Consider the following 20,189-nt stretch of genomic DNA (forward strand, 5'->3'; position numbering starts at 1 on the left):
CAACGCCTTTGCCTATTGTTAGGCTTAAAATCGTTCAAATTTGAATTCCCCTCATCACGAAAGCGGTGAGGGGAATTTTTTATGTGCTTTGTACTACGAGTGTTACTACGCGGCACGCTTCACGAGGCAGAAGTGCTTTTTACCGCGTTGCAGTAACCAATATTGATCAAACAGTGGGAAGCTCAAACTTGGGTTATCAGCTGACACTTTTTCACCGTTTACACTGATGGCGTTGTTGCTGATGTGTTCGCGTGCAACACGCTTCGAACTTGCTAAGCCCGACTCAATCAACAGCTCAACCAAATCTTGTTGTGTGCTCTCAATGCTTGGTAAACCATCCAACTCCAACTGTTTTAATTCACCCAAACTCAGTTGTTGCACATTACCGCTGAATAAAGCTTGAGTGATACGCTCGGCACTGGCTAGGCCTTCTTCGCCATGAACAAATCGCGTCATTTCTTCAGCGAGAATACGTTGTGCTTGTGGCTTACCTTGGCTTGCTTGGTCTTGCGCTTCAATGCTGGCAATTTCTTCGCAGCTCAAGAATGTGTAGTAACGCAAGAAGTGGTAAACGTCGGCGTCTTCTGCGCCAAGCCAGAACTGGTAGAACGCGTAAGGAGAGGTTTTGCTAGGATCTAGCCATACTGCACCGCCTTCGGTTTTGCCAAATTTGGTGCCATCGGATTTGGTGATCAGCGGCAGAGTTAAGCCAAATACTTGCTCACCATTTTGACGGCGAGTTAAATCGATCCCGCTGACGATGTTTCCCCATTGGTCATTGCCACCGATTTGCAAACGGCAACCGTATCGACGGTTTAGCTCGGCAAAATCGTACGATTGCAGTAGGGCGTAGCTAAATTCGGTGAAGGAGATACCTTGGTCAGGTCGTTGCAGGCGTTGTTTTACCGATTCTCGGTTGACCATAGTATTGATTGAGAAGTGCTTACCCACATCGCGGAAGAAGTCGATCACATTGATCGCTTTCATCCAGTCAGCGTTGTTTACCATGATCATCGGCTTGGCCAGTTGGTGATTCATCAACTGCTGAATTTGATTAGAAAGATCGTTAACCCAGCCTGAGACGATTTCCTCTGAGTTCAGACTGCGCTCAGTCGCTTTAAAGCTTGGGTCGCCAATCATGCCCGTTGCACCGCCAATCAAGGCAACAGCTTGGTGTCCGGCATCTTGAAAGCGCTTAAGCATAATCAAAGGCACGAGGTGGCCGATATGTAAGCTGCCAGCTGTAGGATCGAAGCCGCAGTAAACGGTTTGTGGCTGTGAGAGAAGTGTCTGAATTTCTTCCAAATCGCTGGCTTGTGCAATCAAGCCGCGATCTTGTAAATCTTGCAGTAATGGTGTCGTCATTCTTTTTGTCTGTTTTAGTGGTTGTTACATTCAGACTAAAACGCGACACCTTTTCTCGATATATCCCTTAAGGGACAGTTTTTTATCTTGAATGGAGAATGAGGTGATTGAGGAAAAGCTGGAATAACTCACTCAATGAAGACACATTTAATTGCGAGTAAATTCGCTTTCGATGATTTTTGACCGTGCCTTGAACTAAGTGTAACCGCGCGGCAATTTCTTTGGTGTCAAACCCTTGAGCGAGAAGCGAAGCCACCTCTTGTTCGCGACGGGTGAGTGATTCTACGCCAAACGTTGCTAAAGCTTGCTCAATGGCTAATCGCATACTGCCAGAATAAGCACTCTGTGCAAAAACAGGCTCAGAAAAGGTAAATTCCGTTTGTTTCCAATGCTGCTGACAAAGCGACTGAATTATCGGGAAATAGGGCTTTAGCTTATTGATTTGTTGCTGAGAAAAGTATTTTCCATCAGTCATATATCCGAAGTACAGCATGACCCAACGGCCAGATTCAACTTCGACTAGCATGCTAAGTTCGTCTTTCCACCCTGTTTGATGATAGAACTGCTCGCAGTATGAGGTGAAGTCAACGCCTTTACGCGCCACGTCTTTGAGCGTAAATACGCCTTGTTGCTTTGTCTCGTTTAGTTTGAGAAAAAAAGGGTCATTTTGAAATGAGTCAGTAAGGTAGCGTTGAAAAAGTAACTCTCGCTCGTTCTCAATTGAGTCGTAGAGATAAATAGGATGTTTACCTTCTCGGTAACCTAAAATAACTGCGCAATCAAAATGAAAAAGAGTGCGAATGACACGCATAAGTTTAGGAGTAAAGTTAGGCGTGTTAAGAGCAGAAATTGCTTCTGCTAGCAGATTATTAAAGTTATTGTCAGGCATGGGATACCGAATTGCAGGTGGTTTTGCGCAAGCATAACCAAAAGCAATCCAACGAGAAAGGGAAGTCGCCATCTTCTGGTGACTTCCATAGAGAAAGTTGCGTAAGTGCTCAGTTTTGAGGAATCATATCCCCGTTAACTTATTGATAAGGGTGCATAACAACGGTTTTATTTAAGCGATTAGTTGCTATGCATTACTGCGAGTTAGTGAGCTCTTCGTTAACCCAATATTTAGAACCAGACACGTTAGCATCGATGAGCAAACCTTTAGCGTTCAACTGATAGACGGCGACGCCGCTGTTAAATTGTTTTGAAAGTTGCTCTGAATCTTCGCCCGCAACAGCAGAGGCTTCACTTGTGGCCTCCCATCCTTCGTTGACGAACGTATCAAAGTCTTCTTTGCTGTCAAACAGAACCACTTGTTGGTAAAATTTGCCGCCAGCCCCAAGTGCAACGCCCAAACCAAACATATTCATATAAGTGCGTTCTTCTGTTTCCTTATTCACTGCGACTCCTGACCCTGAGTTGGTGTGAAACAGCAAAGATAATTTACGAGAATCAAAGACCGCGTAGCCGTACGCGTTGTCGTAAATAGCTTTTGCCTCCGGCTTTTCATTAAATAACTTGAGCAAAGCGCTATCTGCCATTAAGTCCACGGCTTGGCGAGCTTCTTCTGGCGTATCGCCTTCCATCAGCTCATCAATTTTTTTGTCGGCAGCATCTATCCATTCTTTGCTTTTCTCGATGCTGGCTTCTGTCCATTCGCCTGCGGTATTGATCGCTTCCTCGGACCAGTTCGTGAAATCTTGCCACGCTTGTTTTGAAAACGCTTTGGTGTCGTCCCAAGCATCTTGTGCAGTATCAGAAACTGCGTCGCCAAGCTCAGACATTTTATTGGAAATTTCATCCCAATCGGCATAAGCAGGGGATGCCAGGAGCATCAATGTAGTAAGGAGTGCGATAGGCTTTTTCATCAAATTCTCTCTGGAGTTATCGATATACCATTCATTTTAGGTCATCAGACTTTGATAATGAAATTGACTAAATGGCGAACTTGAGAGAGGAATCACGAACTGATTGTGAAATGACGTGTGAATAACAAAGCCCTCACAAGTGGAGTGTGAGGGCTAGAGTTTATCGTGTGTTACTTGCTGCTAACTTTACCGAGTTTTAACCAAGTATCGATAACCGTATCTGGGTTTAGTGATACAGAGCTAATTCCTTGATCCATTAGCCATTCCGCTAGGTCGTCGTGGTCTGATGGGCCTTGACCACAAATACCAACGTATTTGCCTGCTTTTGTTGCCGCGTCAATCGCCATCTGAAGCATCACCTTAACCGCTGGGTTGCGCTCATCAAATAGATGTGCAACATCGCCAGAGTCACGATCAAGTCCAAGCGTTAGCTGAGTCATGTCGTTTGAGCCAATCGAGAAGCCATCAAAGTACTTCAAGAACTCATCGGCAAGGACCGCGTTGGATGGCAGTTCGCACATCATGATGACTTTAAGACCCTGATCGCCACGGCGCAGATCAAACTTCGCTAGCAAATCAATCACTGATGCTGCTTCGCTTGGTGTACGCACAAATGGGATCATGATTTCAACGTTTTTCAGACCCATTTCGTTACGAACGCGTTTGATTGCTTGAGTTTCTAGCTCGAAGCAGTCTTCAAACACTGGAGAAATGTAACGAGACGCGCCACGGAAGCCAAGCATTGGGTTTTCTTCATGCGGTTCGTAGGCTTTACCGCCAACCAAGTTGCTGTATTCGTTAGACTTAAAGTCAGACATACGAACAATAACACGTTTCGGCCAAAATGCCGCAGCAATGGTTGCGATACCTTCTGTCAGCTTGCTTACGTAGAAATCGATAGGATCTTTGTAACCACGAATACGCTGAGTGATTTCTGCTTTTAGCTCATCGCTTTGTGCATCAAAGTTAAGTAATGCTTTCGGGTGGATACCAATCATCTTATTGATGATGAATTCAAGACGAGCAAGACCAACACCTTCATTTGGAATTTGTGCGAAGTCAAACGCGCGATCAGGGTTACCCACGTTCATCATCACTTTTGTTGGTAGCAGTGGCAGTTCATCAACAGAAGAGCGTTTTACGTCAAACTCAAGTTCACCTTGGTAAACGTAGCCCGTTTCACCTTCTGAACAAGATACGGTCACGGTTGTGCCATCGGTTAACTTGCTTGTCGCATCGCCACAGCCAACGATTGCAGGAATACCAAGCTCACGAGCGATGATGGCAGCGTGGCAAGTACGGCCACCACGGTTGGTTACGATTGCAGATGCTTTTTTCATCACTGGTTCCCAATCTGGGTCAGTCATGTCTGTAACTAGCACGTCACCTTCTTGGACTAAAGACATTTGGTCCAGAGAGTCAACCAAGCGAACCACGCCTTTACCGATGCGCTGACCGATTGCACGACCTTCAACCAAAACATCCGCTTTGTTTTGTAGCTCGTAGCGCTCAATCACGTTTTGTTCCGTTTGTGAACATACGGTTTCAGGACGCGCTTGAACAATGTACAGCTTGCCATCAATGCCATCTTTTGCCCATTCAATGTCCATTGGACGCTGATAGTGCTTTTCGATGATCATTGCTTGTTTTGCGAGCTCTTTGATCTCGTCGTCGTTCAATGAGAACGTGTTGCGCTCTTCATCAGAAGTATCAACGATATCAACTTGTTTGCCGATTTCTTGGTTATCTGAGTAGATCATTTTGATCAACTTAGAACCAAATGTTTTCTTAACGATTGGGTGTTCGCCGGCTTCAAGCATTGGCTTGTGAACGTAGAACTCGTCAGGGTTTACTGCACCTTGAACGACCATCTCGCCTAGACCCCATGAAGAGGTGATGAAGACAACTTGGTCGAAACCCGATTCAGTGTCTAGTGTAAACATAACACCCGATGAGGCTTTATCTGAACGCACCATACGTTGGATACCCGCAGATAGCGAGATGCCACGGTGGTCGAACTCTTGGTGAACGCGGTAAGAAATCGCACGGTCGTTAAATAGAGAAGCGTAAACGTGCTTAGTTGCTTCTAGTACTGCGTCGATGCCTTTCACGTTCAAAAACGTTTCTTGCTGACCAGCAAAAGAAGCATCAGGTAGGTCTTCTGCCGTAGCAGATGAACGAACTGCGACTGAAAGCTCAGGATTGCCTTCGATCAGTTCTTGGTAATTTTCACGAATTTCTTGTTCAAGGTCCGCAGGGAAAGGGGCCTCTAATACCCATTGACGAATGTTTGCACCTGTCTTACGCAGAGCTTCTACATCTTCAACGTCTAGTTCATCGAGTAATTGGTGAATACGCTCATCCAAACCTTCGTGGTCAAGGAATTGGTTAAACGCGTATGAGGTTGTCGCAAAACCATTTGGTACAGAAACGCCTGCGTTTGCTAGGTTAGATACCATTTCGCCAAGTGAAGCATTCTTACCGCCGACTTTGTCGACATCATCCATGGATAGGCCATTGAACCAGAGGGTGTTCTTTTGCATGTCTTTCTCCAGAAACATTGCAGCTTAGTAGGGGGACTTAAATCGATCTAAACAATCGCATGTTGGCTGTTATTACACGTTGACCATACATTGCTTCATTCAGATTGATATCAAAGGCAAACGATTACGTTCTGGCTGAAAAAAATTCAAAAGAATTTTTAAAGCTGTGGTGAACCTAACTGAAAGCCAAACTGATTTATTAATATTATGTGTACCATCCTACTCAAAAGATTTTGAAAAATTAAACAGAAATGCAAATAAATAACCAAAGTCGTGATGTGTTCTATGTTTCTGACGGTACGGCGATAACATGTGAGACATTAGGGCATGTTGTTCTCGGTCAATTTCCGTTCATTCCTAACGAAAAAACCTTTCCGTTTGTAGAAAGCCAGGACAAAGCTACTGACGTAGTCAAAGAAATTGAAACTTCCTACCAGCGCAATGGCGTCAAACCTCTGGTCTTTTTCTCAATTGTCGTTCCAGAAGTACGTGAAATGCTGCTTGAAGCGCCGGCATACAGTTACGATGTGTTGGAGAGTATTGTGCAGAAAGTGCAAGACGACATTCAGATGGCACCAAAGCCTAAGTTGCAGCGTTCTCGCAGTGTGGGGAAAGATTCCGACACCTATTTTGACCGTATTGCGGCTATTGAATACACATTGGCGCATGATGATGGCATCACGCTAAAAGGGTTGGAACAAGCCGATATTATCCTGCTGGGAGTATCGCGCAGCGGAAAAACGCCGACTAGCTTGTACATGGCGATGCAATTTGGTTTACGTGTTGTGAACTATCCGTTCATTGCGGAAGATGTGAAGATGATGCGTTTGTTGCCTGAGTTTGAGATCCATCGTCATAAGTTGTTTGGGCTGACTATCGATCCCGAGCGCTTGACTGAAATCCGTGAAAATCGTTTGTCTGGAAGTGATTACGCTAGCACAGAGCAGTGCAAGCTGGAGCTAGACACTGTTGAGGCGTTGTTTAGAAGAGAGGCGATCCCATATATCAATACGTCCTCTCTGTCTGTTGAGGAAATTACTACGCGTATTCTGGAAAAAGCAGGAATGAAGCGTCGCTTGTTTGGCTAACAAGAGACGCTCATGTCGCTATGTGTAAGAGGAGGTAAGGTGTGTACCTCCTCTATCGAATGAACCTTAGACAGAATTAATAGTATTGGAACATCTTTTGGATGTCTTGATAGTTTTTGGTCTGAGTCAGTGACAGCATCAGTAAGATACGTGCTTTTTGTGGGTTCAATGTACCAGCGGCAACAAAGCCGTATTTTTCGTCATCAATTTCAGCATCCAAAGTGGTTGAGCCGCTAGGCGTTCGGGAGCTTCTTACAACAATAACGCCATCTTTACTCGCTTTCTCTAGCTCATCAAACACAGTGTGGTACAAGTTACCATTACCGACACCAGCACTTACGATGCCGTCAAACTTCGCATCCACAAAGGCTTTCACTGGCAAATTGGAGGCATTTGCATAGTTATAAACAATACCGACCTTAGGCAACTTAGTAAGCTTTGATACATCGAATGGGGTTTCTGTCGTATGTTTACGCTCTGGGCTTCGTTGATATTTAGCATCGCTATTATGAATGTAGCCGATAGCACCAAAGTTGGGTGACTGGAAAGTGCTGACGGAGGTTGTATTGGTTTTTGTCACATCTCGCGCATCGAAAATCGTGTCATTCATTGCGACTAGCACGCCACGTCCTTCTGAATCTTCATCGGTGGCTGTTACGACTGCATTGTATAAGTTGACTGGTCCATCAGCACTCATTGCGGTGGAAGGACGCATTGCACCGACGATCACGACAGGCTTTTTGCTCTTGACGGTCAGATCAAGGAAGTAAGCGGTTTCCTCTAACGTATCCGTACCATGAGTAATGACGATGCCGTCAACATCATCTTGAGCGAGTAGCTCATTAACTCTTTTCGATAATTTTAGCCACACTTCATCATTCATATCTTGTGAACCGATACTGACCACTTGCTCTCCAGAAATATCGGCAATGTTGGTCATACTCGGCACCGCAGAAATCAATGATTCAACGCCGACTTTACCTGCTGTGTAGTTTGACTCTGTTGCAGATTGACCTGCGCCTGCTATGGTGCCGCCAGTGGCAAGAATTTTAATGTTCGGAAGATCGGATTGCGCGAAAGACAAAGAACTAAGGCACAAACCAAGGGTTATCGTACTGAGGCGGAAAAGATTTTTCGTCATGGGAATCACCTGCTGTTAGGTTGGATGTTGGGGAACTCATCTATCCTAAAAACAGCGGGTTAGATTTTTTGAGTACTAGTTCAACAAATTGCAGATGAAGATCGTGATCAACTAATCACTTAAAGAATATCAAATCAACCAGTTAACCTAATTGACGTGCTTCTTTAACAAGTGAGATGTGCTAGTAACGTGCACAACGTGTTAAGCCCTATAATTTATTGATTTATAAATAAAGGCGGTAGGAGTCTCGTGATGAGGTTACTAAATATGAATTTAGCCGTGTAATTTTCCAAAGTTTACAGTGTAAAAAAAAGCGGCTTTACCCCGGAACAGATAAAAGCCGCTTGCCAATGATGTGTTAATTCACATCTTATCGCATAATCATTTGTTCACGACCAGGACCCACAGACACCATTTTTACTGGTACGCCCATGAGTTCCTCAATGCGTAGAACGTATTTCTGTGCTGCTACTGGAAGCTCTTCAAACTTACGACAACCTGTGATGTCCTCGCTCCAGCTTTCCATCTTCTCGTAGATTGGCGCAAGAGAGGCAGTTTGAGGCCAGATTGGGTTTTCGCTGTGGTCGCCTTCGTAGCCAACACAGATTTTCAGATCGTTAAGGCCAGTCAAACAGTCTACTTTCGTTAGTGCAATTTCAGTTGCGGCTTGCAGTTCAACGCCATTCTTCGTAGCGACTGCGTCGAAGTAGCCCATGTCGCGTGGACGACCCGTAGTTGCACCGAACTCGCCAGCAAGTTCGCGGAAAGCGTCTTGCTCTTCCATTGCAGTGATCAACGTACCAGTACCCACTGATGAGCTGAAGGCTTTTGCAACCGCAATAACGCGTTCAGGACGAAGTGCCGGAAGGCCACTACCGATACCCGCGTACATTGATACAACGTTAGAAGATGTTGTCCAAGGGTACTCACCGTAAACAAGGTCACGACCCGCGCCAAGCTGCGCTTCGAACAATAGAGTTTTGTCTTTCGCTTGTAGTTCTTTTAGAGGAAGCGTTACGTTGCAAATTGAATCGCGCCAAGGTGCAGAGACTTCTAGCAGCCAGTTCGCCAGTTCTTCAGCAGTTTGTTCAAACTCGAACGTCGGGTAAAGTGCACGCAGTTGCGGCAGTTTCCAATCCATCATGAATTGAAGGCGTTCAACCAATACTTCTGGTTGCTTCAACCAACCAACTAGGATGCCTTTCTTCATTACGCGGTCACCGTACGCAGGTGCAATACCTTGACGAGTTGAACCGTATGCTTTGTCGCCTAAACGTTGTTCTTCTAGCGTATCTTCTAGTGCGTGTAGAGGTAGACACAGTGTTGCGCGATCTGAGATGCACATATTCACTTTTACGCCTGCTTCTTCAACTTCCGCAATCTCCTGAGACAGCAACGCAGGGCTGATAACCATACCCGGACCTAACACTGCCAAACAGTCTGGGTTGAATACGCCACTTGGTAGCTGGTGCAGCTTAAACGTACCTAGATCGTTAACCACGGTGTGACCCGCGTTGTTACCACCTTGGAAACGAATGCTCGCAGAAGCTTGCTCTGCCAAAAAGTCAACGATGCGGCCTTTGCCTTCATCACCCCAGTTTGCACCCACAACAACGATAGACGACATAATTTAATCTCCAAAAACAGATGCAAAAATCTTAAGGTGTTCGCCATAATAAGAGAAATTAATTATACTCATTAACTTGATAAGAATCTCATATCGGAATTGGCAATGTTAGATTTGAACTGGCTGCGAACCTTCGTAACTCTTGCAGAGGTAAAACACTTTGGTAAAACAGCGATGGAACTCCACATGACACAGCCGAACGTAAGTTTGCATATCAAGCAGTTGGAGCAAGCCACGCGCACGAAATTGATTGAGCGAAATCCTGTGCATTTGACGCAAGCGGGGAAGCGTTTGTTAGCTACGGCGCAGCGGATGCTCAATGAGCTGCAAATTTGTCAGTCGGATCTCAATGCCATCAACGATCTTACGCAGGGGACGCTTTCTATTGCGGCGAGCGATATTGTTTCACGTTTACTGCTTATCAAACCATTTCAGCAATTCAAAAGTGAATATCCGGGGATCGACTTGGCATTGTTCAATACCACATCTTCTCAAGCGGTGGATTTGGTGAAAAGTGCGCGTGCCGATATCGGCTTTGTTATCGCACAAAAAGAGAGTCAACCGCTGCATTTTACGCCTCTCACGCAGATTCACTGGTGTGCGTTTGGCGATAACATTTTTGAGTGGCAAGACAATCGAAAAGAGAGCCAGACGCTGATCCTGCTAGGGCACGATACTCGAACCCGAGAGCTGATTGATGCGTCTTTACCTGAGCTAAATCTGCCTAAGCATCGCGTGATGGAAGTGGGCAGTGTGGAAGCACAAATCGACTGGGCGGAAGCGGGGTTTGGGACTGCTATTGTGCCGGATTTTTCGCTCGATCCGAGATTAAAGCTTTCTCGAGAAGTTACGCCTTTGCCAAGTTTTCCAAACACTGATTTCGGCTACATCGTGCGTCAAAATCAGGTGTTATCTAAAGCGGCAAAACAGTTGTTGGCTTGGGTTGGCGAGAATGTGTCGGTGGTTGAGGGCTAAGACGATGAAAGAAAAGGCCATGAAAGAGACGAAGATTACGATTTCGCTCCCATCCTTGATTCACCGTATTGGGGGCGACCATGCCAGGCGAGCGAAAACACTCGCAGCAGAAAAACAGTGCGATCTTAAGCGAATTAGACGATCTCGTCACTGGCAAATCTCAGGCGAGGCTTTGGATGTAAAAGCGTTTTTAGAGCATCTCAAAAACGAAGAAGCAGAGACGATGCGATTTGCGATCAACAAAATCGAACAAGCTCTACTTGCTCACCAAGACAAATTGGAACCTTTGGACGTGAAGTTGGTACGTTTGGTGAGACAAAACCCAAACATCACCTTAGCGGAGCTGATGGCTGAAACGAACTGCACGTTAGTTCAAGCTCGCACGGCACGATTTGATGCTGAGTTGCTTTAAGATCGGTTTGTGGTTTACTCACTTTATTAACAGATGTTAGGGTACCGATCAAAATCACTCACTAAGACCATTTTATTATGGATATTTGGCAGCTTCTCCTTTTTATTCCTGCTTGCTTCGCTCTAAATATGGCTCCAGGCCCAAACAATTTATTGGCAATGAATAATGCGCGTTGTTACGGCTTTAGGGCCGCGTTTACGGCCAGTTTAGGCAGAATTGCTGCTTTTTCAGCGATGATTGCGTTGTCTGCATCAGGTCTGGCTGTGATTTTGTATACGTCAGAAATGCTATTTTTGGCAATAAAGTTGGTAGGAGCGCTGTATCTACTGTGGATTGCGTTTAACCTTTGGCGTTCAGAGTCCAGCTCGATCTCTGACTTGGACAATTCGCGCAATTACGCAGGACTTGCGAAGCAAGAATTTACGCTTGCTGCTGGCAACCCGAAAGCGATACTTATTTTTACTGCATTCTTGCCGCAATTTGTTGATGCCAATGCCAACGTTCAAGAGCAGTTTTTTGCCCTTGGCTCGACGTTTTTGATATTAGAAATGGTCGCCATTTCAATCTATGCCATCTTTGGTTTGTACTTGAGGCACTGGTTTTCAAATCCAAAAATGGCGAAACGTTTCAATCGCGGATGTTCGTTGTTTTTAGCCGCATCAGGTGCGAATTTGCTACTAAGTAAGCAATAACAACACATCATCTCCGTAGATTATTTTTCTATAAAAAGAGCCGCTGATGTTACATCAGCGGCTCTTTTCGTTGATGCATCGATTATTTATTGTTACCACATCAAATCGTCAGGCACGACGAAATCTGCGTATGGATCGTCTTCTGCTGGAATGTCCGATTCAGGTTCTTTTTGTTCGATGATGACGGACTCATCACGTTGAGCAATTTTATTCGCTACTCCACGTGGAATGACAACATAGCTTTCACCAAAAATTGCGATTGCCAAAATACCTTTGATCAACTGCTCGCGGATAAGTGAATCTACATAAAGTGATTTCACTAGCGTACCGTGCGTGAAGTTGTATTTGATGTCGCCATCTTTTAAGTCGATCTTGTTCATCTCAATCAATTGATTGATCTGCGCTTTGATCTCTTTGTTTAATCGCTCAGCATTTTGCTGCTCGCTCAATTGTTTATCACGCTCTAACTGTTGGCGTTTATTCTCTTCAACCGCCGCTTTTACTTCGCGTGCTTGAACGCGTGATTTTTTAGAGCCTTTCTTCGCTTTCTTTAGTTTCTTTTCATTAACTAAGCCAGCTTTCAGCATTTGTTCTTGAAGGGTAAGTTTTGCCATGTTTTATCCAGTTAGTGCGCAATTTTGGGCATTTTACCCACTATTGCCACTTGTAGTAAATAATAGTGCTTTTTATGGGTCTAAAATGTTTGGTTGGCTTGTTATCTCTTTAATGGAAAGTGCAAAGCGGGCCTTCTCCAAAGCCCGCGAGCATTACTGAAATCTAGGTGGGTTATGGCTGCCACTGTTTAGATGTGACGAGGTTATCCATCACTTTGTTTACCGCTTGATGCGCTTTGTCGACAATGGTGTCTATATCGTTGCGATTCGCGATAAGCGGTGGAGCAAAACCGAGGATGTCACCATGTGGCATAGCGCGAGCGATTAAGCCTTGCTCTAAACAGGCCGCCGCGATTTGCGGGCCTACTTTCAAGTTTGGATCAAAGTGTGCTCGGCGAAGCTTGTCTGAAGAAAACTCCAACGCATGCAACAAGCCAACGCCACGAGTATCACCGACTAATGGATGATCGTTAAACGTCTCTGCCATACGTTGCTGCAAGTAAGCGCCGACTTCGGCCGCGTTTTGCACTAAGCCTTCACGTTCAATGATATCGAGGTTGCAGTTCGCGGCTGCCGCCCCCATTGGGTGACCAGAGTAGGTATAACCGTGTCCGATAGCGCCCCATTGGTCGGTGCCGTTTTCTAGCACACTCCAAACTCGTTCACCGACGATCACGCCAGACAGCGGTTGATACGCTGAGGTTAACCCTTTCGCTACCGTGATGAGATCTGGTTTCATGTCGTAATGGAGTGAGCCAAAATCGGAGCCGAGGCGACCAAAGCCACACACCACTTCATCCGCAATCAAGAGCACATCGTATTTGTCGAGCACTTTGCGAATCGCCTGCCAGTACCCTGCTGGTGGTGGCACAATACCGCCAGTACCGAGCACTGGTTCTGCAATCATTGCTGCTACCGTTTCTGGGCCTTCTTCCAAGATCATCGCTTCGAGTTGATCTGCGCAATATTGAGAGAATTCGAGCTCAGACATACTCTCGTCTTCACGGCGATAATAATATGGCGCGATGGTGTGTTTGATACGCTCAAGTGGTAAATCAAAATGGGCGTGGAACAGCGGCAAACCTGTCATTGAACCGGACGCGATACTTGAACCATGGTAGCCGCGGTCACGCGAAATGATTTTTTTCTTCTCTGGTAGACCACGAGCATTGTTGTAATACCATACCAACTTAAGTTGAGTTTCGTTCGCGTCGCTGCCTGACATGCCGTAGTAAACTTTGCTCATGCCTTCAGGCGCCATTTTGATGATGCGATCTGACAGTGTCACGAGCGCTTCGTTCGTATGACCGACGTACGTGTGGTAGTACGCCAGTTCTTTGGCTTGCTCATAAATCGCATCGGCCATTTCGGTCCTGCCATAGCCAATGTTTACACAATACAACCCGGCAAAGCCGTCTATCAGCTCGATGCCTTCTGAATCGGTGATGCGTATTCCGCTTCCGCTCGAGATAATTCTTCCCGGAAGCTCCCCGGCCGCATACTGCTTTAGGTGGGTTGAGGCATGAAATACTCTCTGACGATCGATCTCTAAAAGTTGTTGGGTTTTGTTACTCATGATCCTTCTCCTCGAATAATTGGATATCCATATTTCGTGTCTCAACTGCCACTGACGGTTGGTAAAGCGCCTAAGCAGCAGTATTTGATTTCGCTGTATTCTTCAAATCCGTGACGGCTTCCTTCTCGTCCAAGACCAGACTGTTTCACGCCGCCGAATGGGATAGGGTGCCCTGTCATTTTGACGGAGTTCACGCTCACCATGCCAAACTCCAAACCGCGCATGCAGTGCCAAATTTGGTGGATATCGTGACCATAAACATAGGCAGCTAAGCCGTATTCAGTGTCGTTGCTCATTTCAATCACGGTATCTAAGTCTTGGTAAGGCAATACGCCTGCCACAGGACAAAAATTCTCTTCGCGATACACCGCCATTTCAGGGGTTACATCGGCTAGCAATGTCGGCGCGAAGAAGTTTTCGCCTGGTACGGGCTGGTGGTATCCCGCTACCAATCGCGCGCCTTTGTCGAGCGCGTCACGCACCAAATCATGCGCTTTATCCACCGCAGTGCGATTAATAAGTGGTCCCATGGTGGTTTTTTCGTCTAAGCCATTGCCCAAAACGATGTGGCTCATTTCTTTGGCAAACGCTTCCAAAAACGCTTCGTACTTATCGTCAGGGACGAAAATACGGTTTGCGGCCAAGCAGTCTTGTCCTGCGGTTTGAAACTTCGCATCCACGGCGGCTTTGGCTGCTTGCTCGACATCCATATCTGGCAGCACGATGAAAGGGGCGTTACCACCGAGCTCCATACTGCACTTCTTCACGGTTTGTGCCGCGTCGCGTAGCAACAGTTTGCCTACTCGAGTTGAGCCTGTGAACGAGAGCGCTTTGACTTTATCGGAGTGGCACAAGGTTTGTGACACCATCACCGCATCGCCAGTGATCACGTTAAATACACCAGATGGAAAGCCAGCTCGGTCTGCTAATTCTGCCAACGCTAACGCAGAAAAAGGCGTTTCACTGGCAGGCTTAATGAGCACCGGACAGCCTATTGCTAGTGCGGCAGCGGCTTTGCGTGTGATCATGGCATTAGGAAAGTTCCAAGGCGTAATCAGTGCTGCGACACCAATTGGCTCGCGCACCGTTGATAGCTGCGCATTCGGAATATGACTTGGGATGGTTTCGCCATAACAGCGGCGTGCTTCTTCGGCAAACCAACGAACAAAGGATGCGCCGTAGTCAATCTCACCTACAGCATCACCTAGTGTTTTTCCTTGCTCCATCACCATCAAATGAGCAAGGTCTTGCTTTGATTCTAGAATCAGGTCGTGCCAACGCATGAGAATTTCAGCGCGCTCTTCTGCTTGCATTTTTCGCCATTGACGAAAGGCTTGGTCGGCTTCATCAATCGCTTGATAGAGTTGTTGCTGAGATAGCTTAGTGATGTAACCGATGACCGTGCCATCTGCTGGATTATCCACCGGATGAAATTGATCACCACTTACCCATTTGCCATTCACGTACGCTAAACCTCTCACCAAACGTACGTCTTTCATTATCGCCATCATGTCGTGTGAGGCTTTTAATTCTTCAGTGTGTAAGCTGTGCAGTGCTGCCATGAGTCCTTCTCCCAGCATCGTTGTCCATAATGAAACTGTAATGGAGAAGTGACCGAAATAATTTCTGATACCGAGGTTTAAAACGTCAGAACTTTCTTTTTAGTGCCGTTAAATATGGTGTTTTTTCTGTTCACGCCTGATACGCATTTTCCCTTTTATAACAAAGCGTTTTGGTTTACTTCGAATGTGCCCGCATCACGTTTGATTGTTTTTGTCACAATGTAAGTAAAGTAGCGCTCAATGCCCACATCTGAGTCTAACCAGTTGTCGATAAGCCGCTGATATTGGTCGATATCTTCTGACTGAATTTTAAGGATGTAATCGATACCACCGCCCGTGGCATAGCAATCAGTGACTTCTGGTGAATGTTGAACCAGTTGCTCGAAGCGTTTGAACGCTTGGGCGTTGTGTTCTTTGAGCGTAACTTCAACCATAACCGACGTTCGTTTGAACAAAATATCGGTATTTACTTTTGCTCCGTAACCTTCAATGATGCCTGCTTCTTCCAGTTTTTTGACGCGCTCCCAGCAAGGGCTCACGGATAGGTTGATGGCCTCGGCAAGGTGAGATTTGGTGATACGACCATTATCATGAAGTATTTGTAGAATTTTTACGTCGTAGCGATCGAGGCGCATTATGAGTCTCCCTGTTGAATACTAATCATTTCATAAAGGCTGATGACTGGTCGCTGTTATAAGGTGCTTTCCAGTTTGCTTCTGGTATGCCATTTGTTTTGATTTCTTTAGTTGGTTTTTCAATCAGCCTATCTCGCCGCAGTCTTCGGCTATAACTGCGATAGTGTCACCGATATTCACCATAGCAGGAAAACGACGCGCCGCGAAAATACCATTGAGCTGTGACTTGTACTCAACGGGGGCGGTACCTGTGCGCTCGGTCGAGAAGATTCTCACTAATACATCGCCCTTTTTGACGGTATCGCCAAGATCAAATAAGTATTCTGTGATGCCGTGGTGTTGGCTTTGCACATAACAACTTGCATCAGGCATATCTAATAACTTAGTTGGTTGGGTTGGTTGTTCGTAGTCACCGGGCAAGTTGCCTGAGAAGCGTAAGAAGTTGCGAATGCCACGGTCGGAATAAGCGATGGTTTCTGGAGTGCTGGTTCCGCCTCCTCTTAGTTCGGTGGTAACAAAGATTTTTCCCTGAGACTCCACGGCAGTGTCATACAGGCTGGTGGCGTCCATTTCGAGCAAGATCATGGTGTAAGGTGCGCCAAACAGTTTTGCACCTAATATGCAGGCTTCTTCTTGATCGAGATTGTCGAGACGATGGGCAGCGGCGAACGGCACGATATCTAACGTTTTACCACCTGAGTGAATGTCTAACGCAAAATCGCACTTAGGAACTAGGTAACGAGTAAAATAATCCGCAATTTTCTCAGTCACTGTGCCTATGGGATTGCCGGGAAAGCTGCGATTTAAATTCCCTTTATCGATAAACGACGTACGTGAGGCATTTTGTACCGCAGGTAAGTTCATCATTGGCACAATAATGACGCGACCTTGTATTTGCTCTGCTTGCAGCGAGTTTGCCAATTTTAGCAGGCTGGTGATGCCTTCGTATTCGTCTCCGTGATTACCGCCAGTAAGCAGTGCGGTTGGTCCGTGACCATTTTTGATCACGGTGATAGGTATCATAATACTGCCCCAAGCGGAGTCGTCATGTGAATAGGGCAGCGTTAAAAAGCCGTGCTGTACACCTTCTCGGTCAAAGTCTATGGTGGCTGTGATCGAGCTTTTTTGCATATCAAGTCCTTTTAGTTCTCAGACCTGGCTCAACAGAGCTTAAGGTTTGAAAAATTAGTGTTTAACAAATAAGTGGCGTGGAAAATCACACAATGTTTTTGCTCCATCATGGGTAATGACGATACTTTCCGTTGTTTCTAACCCCCAATCTTTGAACCACAGCCCCGGCATAAAATGGAATGTCATGCCTTCTCTCAAGATGGTTTTATCGGTGTCTCGCAAACTCATGGTTCGTTCCCCCCAATCTGGTGGGTAGCTCAAACCTATTGGGTAGCCACAACGGGCACCTTCGCGTGAGAATCCCGCTTTATCGAGAACCTGGTTTAGTGCATTGGCGATGTCGGCGCAGGTATTTCCGGGCTTTGCCACTTTCAAGCCCGCTTCAAGTCCTAGAGTTAGGGCTTCGTCGGCTCGTTTAAACTTGTCGTCAGGCTCGCCAAGAAAAATAGTGCGTGAGAGTGGGCAATGGTAACGGCGGTGCGCCCCTGCGATTTCAAAAAACGTCCCTTCGCCTTTCTTGAAGGGTCTGTCATCCCAAGTCAGGTGAGGTGCGGAAGCATCAGAACCTGATGGCAAAAGCGGCACAATCGCGGTGTAATCGCCAAAGTGGTCTTCGTGCCCGAGCACGGCTTGGCGGTTAATCTCGGCAACAAGGTGGTGTTTCGGTAATCCTGGTTCAATCATGTCGAACGCGACACGGTGCATGTTTTCAACAATGCGAGCGGCACGGTACATGTATGCCAGTTCTTGATCGGATTTAACGGCGCGGCACCAGTTGACTAGTCCAGTTGCATCGAGAAGTTGAGCATTCGGTAGGTGCGTAGTGAGTGATTCGTAAGCGGTGGCGCTAAAGTAATAGTTATCTTTTTCTACACCGATACGACCACGATCCCAAAGGCGCGGAGCCAGTACGGCTTCGACCAGGAAATCCATCGGGTGTAGCGGCGGATTCATTACATAATGGTCTGGATAGTAGGTGATGTTTTCTGCCGACATATACGCAGTCCTGTATGCTCCGTTGGCATCTTGGCAGCGTCCAAACCAAACGGGTTCATCAGATGGACCAACAACGACACATTGTGGCACGTAAAAAGACCACCCATCATAGCCTGTCAGCCACGCCATGTTAGAAGGGTCATGAATGATAAGGACATCCAATTCTCTTTCTTCCATCGATTGCCGAACTTTCGTTAACCGATCCTGGAACTCATCCAGTGTAAAATGCAAAGCAACGCCTCTCATATTTTCTCCTTGTTAGAAATCCGACGCCTTATGGGCCTTCGGAGACGCTGAGGTATTTCTACCTTCTACCAGCTAGCCAGATCTGCGTTAAAAATGATTGCAATTTACCTCTGGGGTTGTATTTGGATTGAACGATGCTGTTTAACATGTTTGTTTAACCCATACATTTCATGTCAATCATTACAATTGTGGTTTATTTTTGTGCATCTCACCTCGTTTTGTGAGTTAAAGTTCGCCATTTGTTAAATGGAAGTTACAATGAGCCTTAAAAATGAATCAATTAAAATATTGTGTCATGACAATTTCTTTGAACCCGATCATTCGGCCAGGCACCGCTAAGTACATCTCCATTGGTAACTATCTTGTCGAATGTGTCCGCAGTGGTTATCTAAAACCGGGGACTCGATTACCCACACATCGTGAGTTTGCAGAGCAAATTGGCGTCAGCGTACAAACGGTGAGCCATGCATATGGTTATGCAGAGAAAAAAGGGGCGATCGAGTCTTGGGTTGGGAATGGTACTTTTGTCAAATCAGGTTTTGTGGATGAAAGTACGGACACGGAGTTCATGCTGACACAAGAGATGAAAGAAACGCCGGATGAAATTGATATGTCGATTGCACATCCAGTGGTGACCGATCGCCACATTACGCTTTTTAATCAGGCGTTAATGGAGATTGCTGGGCAAACAAACAATCGTGGTTTGATCAGTAAGGCAAAGCCGGTAACAGGTCAGCCTCATCATATTGAGTCAGGAGCTCGATTTCTAAGTAGCCAAGGGCTGAATGTGGGTGCCGATCAAATATTACTCACAAATGGAGCATGCCATGGTTTAACGTTGGCTTTAAGCACAGTTGTTGAACACGGTGATTTAGTTGCTTGTGGTCACTTGGTTGATCATGGCTTGATCTCTCGCTCGAGAATGCTTGGATTTAAGTTGCAACCACTTGAAATGGATGAGTTTGGTATAACGCCGGATGCATTTGAATGGGCATGTAAACACAAACCAATCAAGGTATTGTGTTGCACACCGAGCATGGCTAACCCGACTAGTGCGCATATGGATGTTGAACGCCGAGAGGCGATAGCGAATATTGCACAGCAATACGACATCTATGTCATTGAAGATGACGTGTATGGAGCACTAGAACCTAACCGTGTCCCACCCCTTGCCACATTGTTACCCGAACAAGCTTTCTATGTCACCAGTTTAACCAAAGTTGTAGCGCCAGGCATGCGCACTGGCTATCTGACGGTCCCACGTCATTTTTTGCAGCACGCGATTGGTCGTTTAGCGGCAACGAGTTGGTCTGCGACTCCATTACCATTTGAAGTCGCTCATTTGTGGATCGAGAACGGTACGTTAAATCGACTTATTCGCTTTCAAGTCAATGAGTTTGCTAAGCGACAGCGAATAGCAAAAGCCGCTTTAGAAGGGCATGTTTATAGCTCGCACCCGAATGGACAGCACATTTGGTTGAGACTACCCGAGCAGTGGAATAGCGATGACCTGGTTGCTTCGGCTAAGCGTTCAGGGGTGCAGATCACGGGATACAAACCGTTTGTTCTCGATACTAATCAGCCAATGCCTTACGTGCGAATTAGTTTGGGAGCAGAGACTAATCGAGGCTACATCAAACACGGGTTATCTGTGATTGCTGAAATTCTCGATACCAACCCTCCCACCTCACACTTTTTGGTCTGAGCGATAGGTTATTTATGCT

Annotated in this window: 17 protein-coding genes; 5 read left to right on the plus strand and 12 right to left on the minus strand. The window is 46.1% G+C overall.

The window, feature by feature from the left end; all coding sequences use genetic code 11:
- Positions 1-105 precede the first annotated feature (105 nt).
- From tyrS to ppsA, 4 genes are all read right to left on the minus strand, one after another.
- A complete protein-coding gene (gene tyrS / locus R8O70_RS05560) occupies positions 106-1,365 on the minus strand; it encodes a tyrosine--tRNA ligase (protein ID WP_258645539.1) in 1,260 nt (419 codons plus the stop codon).
- A gap of 82 nt (positions 1,366-1,447) precedes the next feature.
- Positions 1,448-2,254, minus strand: coding sequence for a response regulator transcription factor (locus tag R8O70_RS05565; RefSeq protein ID WP_021707696.1), 807 nt, complete (start codon positions 2,252-2,254; stop codon positions 1,448-1,450).
- Positions 2,255-2,447: 193 nt separating this feature from the next.
- On the minus strand, positions 2,448-3,227 hold the full coding sequence (locus tag R8O70_RS05570) for a hypothetical protein (protein ID WP_238852355.1): 780 nt from the start codon (positions 3,225-3,227) through the stop codon (positions 2,448-2,450).
- Positions 3,228-3,397: 170 nt separating this feature from the next.
- Positions 3,398-5,770, minus strand: a complete 2,373-nt coding sequence (ppsA, locus tag R8O70_RS05575; RefSeq protein ID WP_318184080.1) for a phosphoenolpyruvate synthase — start codon at positions 5,768-5,770, stop codon at positions 3,398-3,400.
- 251 nt (positions 5,771-6,021) lie between these two features.
- On the opposite strand from ppsA, the gene R8O70_RS05580 reads away from it, so the two are divergent.
- Positions 6,022-6,858, plus strand: coding sequence for a pyruvate, water dikinase regulatory protein (locus R8O70_RS05580; RefSeq protein ID WP_005373820.1), 837 nt, complete (start codon positions 6,022-6,024; stop codon positions 6,856-6,858).
- A gap of 76 nt (positions 6,859-6,934) precedes the next feature.
- Here R8O70_RS05580 and ansB read toward each other — a convergent pair whose 3' ends face one another.
- Positions 6,935-7,999 carry an L-asparaginase 2 gene (gene ansB / locus R8O70_RS05585; protein ID WP_017633573.1) on the minus strand — a complete coding sequence of 355 codons (1,065 nt, stop codon included), beginning with the start codon at positions 7,997-7,999 and terminating at the stop codon, positions 6,935-6,937.
- A 370-nt stretch (positions 8,000-8,369) separates the two neighbouring features.
- Positions 8,370-9,626 (minus strand): adenylosuccinate synthase, encoded by a 1,257-nt coding sequence (locus tag R8O70_RS05590; protein WP_005373814.1) that lies wholly within the window; start codon positions 9,624-9,626, stop codon positions 8,370-8,372.
- Between the two features lie 105 nt (positions 9,627-9,731).
- Between R8O70_RS05590 and R8O70_RS05595 the strand changes: the two genes are divergently transcribed.
- From R8O70_RS05595 to R8O70_RS05605, 3 genes are all read left to right on the plus strand, one after another.
- Positions 9,732-10,601 (plus strand): LysR family transcriptional regulator, encoded by an 870-nt coding sequence (locus R8O70_RS05595; RefSeq protein ID WP_053349316.1) that lies wholly within the window; start codon positions 9,732-9,734, stop codon positions 10,599-10,601.
- Positions 10,602-10,620: 19 nt separating this feature from the next.
- On the plus strand, positions 10,621-11,013 hold the full coding sequence (locus R8O70_RS05600) for a ribosome recycling factor family protein (RefSeq protein ID WP_213879753.1): 393 nt from the start codon (positions 10,621-10,623) through the stop codon (positions 11,011-11,013).
- Between the two features lie 77 nt (positions 11,014-11,090).
- A complete protein-coding gene (locus tag R8O70_RS05605; RefSeq protein WP_213879755.1) occupies positions 11,091-11,705 on the plus strand; it encodes a LysE family translocator in 615 nt (204 codons plus the stop codon).
- Between the two features lie 92 nt (positions 11,706-11,797).
- Here the strand turns inward: R8O70_RS05605 and R8O70_RS05610 are convergent, their stop codons facing one another.
- The 6 genes from R8O70_RS05610 to doeA all read right to left on the minus strand — a co-directional run bounded on the left by R8O70_RS05610 (position 11,798) and on the right by doeA (position 18,465).
- Complete coding sequence (locus R8O70_RS05610) at positions 11,798-12,319, minus strand: DUF2058 domain-containing protein (RefSeq protein WP_033906326.1); 522 nt, start codon at positions 12,317-12,319, stop codon at positions 11,798-11,800.
- 172 nt (positions 12,320-12,491) lie between these two features.
- Positions 12,492-13,895, minus strand: coding sequence for an aspartate aminotransferase family protein (locus R8O70_RS05615; RefSeq protein WP_053304591.1), 1,404 nt, complete (start codon positions 13,893-13,895; stop codon positions 12,492-12,494).
- 41 nt (positions 13,896-13,936) lie between these two features.
- Positions 13,937-15,457 (minus strand): NAD-dependent succinate-semialdehyde dehydrogenase, encoded by a 1,521-nt coding sequence (locus R8O70_RS05620; protein ID WP_318184081.1) that lies wholly within the window; start codon positions 15,455-15,457, stop codon positions 13,937-13,939.
- 155 nt (positions 15,458-15,612) lie between these two features.
- Entirely contained in the window at positions 15,613-16,092 is a 480-nt protein-coding gene (locus tag R8O70_RS05625; RefSeq protein WP_005387046.1) for an Lrp/AsnC family transcriptional regulator, read from the minus strand.
- A gap of 123 nt (positions 16,093-16,215) precedes the next feature.
- Positions 16,216-17,223: a N(2)-acetyl-L-2,4-diaminobutanoate deacetylase DoeB gene (gene doeB / locus R8O70_RS05630; RefSeq protein WP_005387043.1), complete on the minus strand. Its 1,008-nt coding sequence runs from the start codon at positions 17,221-17,223 to the stop codon at positions 16,216-16,218.
- A gap of 54 nt (positions 17,224-17,277) precedes the next feature.
- The gene (doeA, locus tag R8O70_RS05635) at positions 17,278-18,465 is read right to left on the minus strand and encodes an ectoine hydrolase DoeA (RefSeq protein WP_005373780.1); all 1,188 of its coding nucleotides are present in this window, start codon (positions 18,463-18,465) and stop codon (positions 17,278-17,280) included.
- A 271-nt stretch (positions 18,466-18,736) separates the two neighbouring features.
- On the opposite strand from doeA, the gene R8O70_RS05640 reads away from it, so the two are divergent.
- The gene (locus tag R8O70_RS05640) at positions 18,737-20,170 is read left to right on the plus strand and encodes a PLP-dependent aminotransferase family protein (RefSeq protein ID WP_081008262.1); all 1,434 of its coding nucleotides are present in this window, start codon (positions 18,737-18,739) and stop codon (positions 20,168-20,170) included.
- The last annotated feature ends 19 nt before the right edge of the window (positions 20,171-20,189 follow it).

Source organism: Vibrio sp. 779(2023), from assembly GCF_033344285.1.
Classification (GTDB): Bacteria; Pseudomonadota; Gammaproteobacteria; order Enterobacterales; family Vibrionaceae; genus Vibrio; species Vibrio alginolyticus.